Raw genomic sequence first — 6,067 nt, 5'->3', positions numbered from 1 at the left:
TACTTTAATTGGTATTAGTAGCAGATTCTTATCGCTAGCTATGAAGTACTTCTCTATATCGGGAGGTGCTGCTTGGGAATATAGGTGGTCACTTCTAACTCTTAAGCTAAATAGAGCAGAGCACTAATCTGATTGTTTTACTATGTGAAATTCTCTATCGCGTACGTACTTCGCCCTAAGGAGTGAGACTTTATTGCTTGAATACGTAAAGGGTAATTGTCGATTATGTTCGTATTGGTACTCGTTTAGCTGCTATCTAAACCATACCTGATACACGTATCTGGAACCCTGAGACTGACTAAGGAAAAGGTAGGATGCTTAACACTTCAAGCTATCACACTCACTATGCATAAATAGAGATGTTGATTCGAAAGACCATCAAACAAACCTAAATAGCTATCTCGTAGATACAAAAACGCCTAGCGTTTGCTAGGCGTTGATAAATAGTGTCTCTAATACATCGACTACAGTATTTGCTTAAGCACCCTATCGGCTTTCACACGAGTGATCTTACGAATCAACTTCTGAACTTCCATCGGGTAGCTCTCTACCTTGTCTAACTGCTTATAAGTACAGATAAGCTGAGTGTGTTGAAGGATGTTATCCACTTCAGCCTGAAACTTGTCTGTTAGGTGATGGTAGTTATCTTGGATAAAGATACCGTTCTCTAGATCCAACTTCCATGCGCGTGGATTTAGATTATTACCTGTTAGTAGCATGTAGCGCTTATCTACCCAAATGCCCTTTAGGTGGAAGCTATTGGAATCGTGTTGCCAAAGTCGAATTGATAGATTACGGCTAGCAATATGAGCTTCATTCGCTTTAGCGAAACGGCGTAAGTTCAGTTCGTAAAGGTATGGCAAACCACCAATCGTTTTAAACTCTTCTTCTGGTGAGATAAAGAAATCATTCGCTGTCTTATCACCAACAACAATGCTGACCTTTACGCCACGCTTAAGTGCTTTCTTCACTTCTTTAGCTAGGCTAGGTGGGAAGTTGAAGTAAGGTGTGCAGATGAAGATTTCATCTTTAGCTTGAGCGACGAGTTGGTTGATTCCCTGATTCAGACGGTTACGTCTTTTACCGATACCAACCAATGGTGTTACAGCCACTTGCTCTGCTGAAACCTCTTGCCCTTCGAATTGATACTGAGACCTTGCCAATGATGCTCGAAACTGACGAATCGCTGGTTTCAGTTCTTTGGTCGCAGGCTTGTTCTTATCAGCCAGGTCATAAACAGCGCTGTCCGCAACCATCTGTTCGTGTACGTAGGCAAACATTGAGTCAGCAAGAGCTGCATTGTTTAAAACATGGTAACGATCAAAGCGATAGCGGTCATGGTAATTCAGATAGATATTGTTAAGGCTTGCACCGCTGTATATCACGCTATCATCGACGATAAAGCCTTTTAAGTGCAATACGCCAAAGACTTCTTTGCCGCGAACGGGAATGCCATAGACAGGCACAGAATGTTGATATTTCTCTGCGAACTCTTTATACATGGCTGCATTGCCTTCAGAAGACTCTGCGCCAATCAATCCACGCTGCGCCCGGTGCCAATCGACACAAACGCTCACGTCTAATTCTGGATTCTTTTGCTTTGCTTCATATAAGGCAGTTAGGATCTCACGGCCAGCCTCATCATCTTCAAGATACAAAGCGACTAAACTAATACGAGTCGTTGCGCGAGATATTTCATCAAGTAGGCGAGTTCGAAACTCTTGCGCTGATAGTAGTACTTCAAACTTGTCAGGATTCTGCGCTATGGTTGGCAACTGTATGAATGGATTCCTACTGGCAATCATATTGACTGTTTTACCTTAAAAATATGCAAAATTGCGAACCTTTAATTTTACCAAAGGGATAGCACCAAATACTAGATAATCGAGGCATTCTCTAACAATTTTGCTGATAATGCATAGGAATGAGATCTTTTCCGCTATTCGAATAGCGCTCGTATAAAACTCTTAAACCATTTGGTAGATCTTTAGGGTCTACTTGTACGAATTTGTGTCGCGCGTAAAAATTGGTGAGATGAGCGTACGCAAAGCAGTAATCATCTTCCGTAAGCGTATGTTGCGCACAATAATCCATAAGCTGGGAGCCTAATTGCTGACCACGATGTTGTTTTGATATCGCCATACCGGTAAGTAAGCGATTATTTTCTATTGTACGAAAACGCACGACACCGCACAGTTCGTTATTCAGCAATAACGAATAGATCAGTTCACTCTTATTCGCTTTTCCCGTTGGGTAATGTTCTTTATAGAAACGTTTAACTAGGGGAACCTTTACTGGGTCTAATTGAGTAATGATGACATTGTTCATTCAGTCACTGCGCCATTGGTTTATCTGCTGTAGAATGACCGCAGTGTAAGTTAATTGAATATCGCCATGCAATTCCATCTCAATGCTAGTTTAAAAAATGTTCATACTTTTTCCATCGATCAGACGTGTGATGCGTTGGTTGAAGTCACCACTACCGAAGAACTTATTTCGCTTTACAAAGACCCTAAATGGTCAGCTTTGCCTAAGTTAATACTGGGTAAGGGCAGTAATATGCTTTTTACTGAGCACTTCGCTGGCCTGGTCATCGTGAATAAATTAGCCGGGATTGAGCTGGCCGAGACGGACAGTCATCACCTACTGCATGTGAGTGGTGGCGAGGATTGGCCAAGCTTGGTTGAGTGGAGTGTGGATAAAGGGCTGGGTGGTCTAGAAAACCTAGCAATGATACCCGGCTGTTCCGGCTCTGCTCCGATTCAGAATATTGGTGCGTATGGTGTTGAGCTACAAGACGTATGCGAGTATGTCGATATCCTGTGTCTGGATACTTATACAGTTAAGCGATTAAGCAAAGAAGAGTGTCTCTTTGGTTACCGAGATTCTATTTTCAAACACGCTCTCTACGATAAAGCGATTGTTGTTGCGATTGGTTTAACGTTGCCGAAAGAGTGGGAGCCATGCAATCACTATGGCCCGTTAAAAAGCCTAGCAGCCGATACGCTCTCCCCTCGCACTATATTTGATGAAGTGTGTGCTATCCGTTCAAGTAAGCTGCCAGACCCTAGAGTACAAGGGAATGCGGGTAGCTTCTTCAAAAACCCTGTGATCACCAAAGATCATTTTGATCGCTTGTTAGCTCTATATCCAAATATGGTTGGTTATGAGAGTAATGACATGATCAAAGTTGCTGCTGGCTGGCTGATTGATCAATGCCAGTTCAAGGGTGTGACAGAAGGTGGCGCTCAGGTTCACCCCAACCAAGCATTGGTTATTATCAATTATGATGAGGCTTCTGCTGTGGATATCCTTAAGCTTGCAGAGCGAGTGCGCCAGTCCGTTTTGAATAAATTCGATATTCGATTGGAACATGAAGTGCGCTTTATGGGACGAGACTGCGAGACAAACTTGGATAAGGCTTTGGAGTCATTGGCATGAGAGAGCACAGTACCAAGCTTGCACTATTGAGATGTCTTGCTGACGGTGAGTTTCATTCAGGTGAAGACCTAGGTGAAATGATTGGCGTATCACGAGCGGCTATCAGTAAGCACATTAAAGGTATTCAAGAGTGGGGTTTAGATATCTACCGAGTACAAGGCAAGGGTTACAAACTAGCCAGTCGTTTGGATATGCTTGACCAAGACAAATTGTCTGCAGTTAGTCGCGATGCTTCTCTTGAACTCATTCCCATCATAGGTTCTACAAACCAACACCTATTAGAGCGCACTAACACCCTCGAATCGGGTTCTGTCTGTATTGCTGAATATCAAGCTGCGGGTCGTGGACGCCGTGGACGAGAGTGGGTATCACCATTTGGTGCAAACCTCTATCTTTCAATGTATTGGAGACTCGACGCGGGGATGGCTGCCGCAATGGGCTTAAGCCTTGTGGTTGGTGTAGCTGTTGTTGAAGCTTTGGAAGAGATGGGCGTAGAAGGTGTAAAGCTTAAATGGCCGAACGACCTTTACCACAATGACAAGAAGCTTGCAGGTATCTTGGTCGAGCTGTCGGGACAGTCTGGCGGCGCTGCGCATATTGTGATTGGTTTAGGGCTAAACCTATCCATGGATCCAACAACATCAGGTATTGGCCAGCCATGGACTTCCCTTAAAGAAGTGTGTGATGGGAAGGTGCCAGACCGTAACCAGTTAGCGCAGGCTCTGATCAATGCTTGGGATAAGTCACTTGTCGACTACGAGTTGAAAGGAATGTCCAATTTTTTAGAGCGTTGGAACCGCTTGGATAATTTCTTAGGTCGCAATGTTAGATTGATCATTGGACCTAGAGAAATTGAAGGTGTTGTTCAAGGCATCGATGAACAAGGTGCTGTATTGCTCAAAACTGAGAATGGTGTCGAGAGCTATATTGGTGGCGAGATATCGCTAAGAAAAGGCGACTAAGGCGTTACTATTTTCTTAGTAACACTTCTTCAACCATATGATCTGCGCCTTTACGTAGAATCAGGTGAGCCCTTTCTCTTGTCGGAAGGATATTTTGTTCAAGGTTCAAGCCATTAATTGAACTCCAGATACCTTCTGCTTTGTCCAATGCGGCTTGGTTCGATAATTTAGTGTAATGACTAAAGTAAGAGCCAGGCTTAGTAAACGCGCCATCGCGGAATTTCATAAAGCGATTGACGTACCATTCTTTGATTTGTTGGCTATCAGCGTCAACATAGAGTGAGAAATCAAGGAAGTCTGAAATAAACACGCGATGTGGCTCGTGTGGATAATTCATTCCGGTTTGTAAAACATTAAGCCCTTCAATAATAAGCACATCTGGTAGGTCGACGCACTTAACGTCATCAGTAATATTGTACGTAAGATGCGAGTAAACAGGGGCTGTGACATTTCTCTTGCAAGCTTTTACATCCGAAACAAAGTTCACTAAACGCTTGATATCGTAAGATTCAGGAAAGCCCTTTTTGCTCATCAACCCTTTCTCTTCTAACACCTCGTTTGGATATAAAAAGCCATCGGTTGTCACTAGTTCAACTTTTGGGTGGTTTTCCCAGCGAGAGAGTAGGGCTTTAAGCAGACGCGCAGTGGTACTTTTGCCAACAGCTACGCTACCCGCAATACCGATGATAAAAGGTGGCGCTTTCTCTTTCTTATCTAGAAATTGGTGGAGTACCGAGTTTCTATTCTGTCTGGCTGCCACATAGAGGTTCAATAGACGAGATAGCGGTAGATAGATCTCTACTGCCTCTTCCATTGTGAGCTTTTCATTGATGCCTTGAAGCTCTTTTAAGTCGCTCTCAGAAAGTGTCATCGGAACTAAATTCCTTAGCTCAGACCAACGTTCGCGGTCAAATGACATAAATGGGCTCATACAAAACTCTATAGTGGATAACAAAACAAGTGCATGGAAAATACATCAAGCGATAGATAAATAAAATATCTTCCTGTACTAGATGCGGGTTAAAGACGTAAACCTTGAGCTAAATAGCCGTATGTAGGAGTTTGGTCAGAGAATTTTGCACTTTTTTTCAATTTACTATTGCAAGGTGGAAAATCATTCAATAAAATGCGCCCCACTTGTGCCGACTTAGCTCAGTAGGTAGAGCAACTGACTTGTAATCAGTAGGTCACCAGTTCGATTCCGGTAGTCGGCACCACTTTCTCCCTTCCTTTAAGGAAAGCGAGAGAAAGCTCAAAATTTGGAGAGGTTCCCGAGTGGCCAAAGGGAGCAGACTGTAAATCTGTTGGCACTGCCTTCGATGGTTCGAATCCGTCCCTCTCCACCATATTCTAAAGGTTAAATAGCTCAAACAGAGTTACGTGTTGCGTGCATCGTATAATGGCTATTACCTCAGCCTTCCAAGCTGATGATGCGGGTTCGATTCCCGCTGCACGCTCCAACTCATTTTGTGTGCTGATATAGCTCAGTCGGTAGAGCGCACCCTTGGTAAGGGTGAGGTCCCCAGTTCGACTCTGGGTATTAGCACCAGTCTAAAGCTTCTTCTCCTTTAATAAAGAAAACCATTTTTTTTGGTTGCGTGGTCTTATTTTAAGCCACCTAATCCGTACCTAGAGGGACACCCCATGTCTAAAGAAAAATTTGA

The 6,067-nt window shown here is 43.4% G+C and carries 5 protein-coding genes and 4 tRNA genes; 6 read left to right on the top strand and 3 right to left on the bottom strand.

Annotated elements, in window-relative coordinates; all coding sequences use genetic code 11:
- Positions 1-464: 464 nt before the first annotated feature.
- Together pssA and AB4512_RS16070 are read right to left on the bottom strand one after the other, a co-directional pair.
- Positions 465-1,805 (bottom strand): CDP-diacylglycerol--serine O-phosphatidyltransferase, encoded by a 1,341-nt coding sequence (pssA, locus tag AB4512_RS16075; protein ID WP_029235079.1) that lies wholly within the window; start codon positions 1,803-1,805, stop codon positions 465-467.
- A gap of 91 nt (positions 1,806-1,896) precedes the next feature.
- Complete coding sequence (locus tag AB4512_RS16070) at positions 1,897-2,328, bottom strand: GNAT family N-acetyltransferase (protein WP_017059798.1); 432 nt, start codon at positions 2,326-2,328, stop codon at positions 1,897-1,899.
- Between the two features lie 66 nt (positions 2,329-2,394).
- Here AB4512_RS16070 and murB point away from each other — a divergent pair, with 66 nt between their 5' ends.
- Positions 2,395-3,441: a UDP-N-acetylmuramate dehydrogenase gene (gene murB, locus AB4512_RS16065; protein ID WP_017059799.1), complete on the top strand. Its 1,047-nt coding sequence runs from the start codon at positions 2,395-2,397 to the stop codon at positions 3,439-3,441.
- A complete protein-coding gene (birA, locus tag AB4512_RS16060) occupies positions 3,438-4,403 on the top strand; it encodes a bifunctional biotin--[acetyl-CoA-carboxylase] ligase/biotin operon repressor BirA (protein WP_017059800.1) in 966 nt (321 codons plus the stop codon). Before murB ends, birA begins: the two co-directional genes overlap by 4 nt.
- Before the next feature lie 7 nt (positions 4,404-4,410).
- Here birA and coaA read toward each other — a convergent pair whose 3' ends face one another.
- Positions 4,411-5,334 (bottom strand): type I pantothenate kinase, encoded by a 924-nt coding sequence (gene coaA, locus AB4512_RS16055; protein ID WP_017066910.1) that lies wholly within the window; start codon positions 5,332-5,334, stop codon positions 4,411-4,413.
- Positions 5,335-5,544: 210 nt separating this feature from the next.
- On the opposite strand from coaA, the gene AB4512_RS16050 reads away from it, so the two are divergent.
- The 4 genes from AB4512_RS16050 (at position 5,545) to AB4512_RS16035 (ending at position 5,952) form a co-directional block, all read left to right on the top strand.
- Positions 5,545-5,620 (top strand) — tRNA-Thr (locus AB4512_RS16050).
- Between the two features lie 44 nt (positions 5,621-5,664).
- Positions 5,665-5,749 (top strand) — tRNA-Tyr (locus AB4512_RS16045).
- 39 nt (positions 5,750-5,788) lie between these two features.
- A tRNA-Gly gene (locus tag AB4512_RS16040) sits at positions 5,789-5,863 on the top strand.
- A gap of 13 nt (positions 5,864-5,876) precedes the next feature.
- Positions 5,877-5,952: transfer RNA gene (locus tag AB4512_RS16035), tRNA-Thr, on the top strand.
- Positions 5,953-6,067 lie beyond the last annotated feature (115 nt).

The sequence above is a fragment of the Vibrio sp. 10N.222.52.B7 genome (assembly GCF_041474275.1).
In the GTDB taxonomy this organism is placed as follows: domain Bacteria; phylum Pseudomonadota; class Gammaproteobacteria; order Enterobacterales; family Vibrionaceae; genus Vibrio; species Vibrio crassostreae_C.
This window is presented reverse-complemented; position numbering and strand designations above follow the sequence as displayed.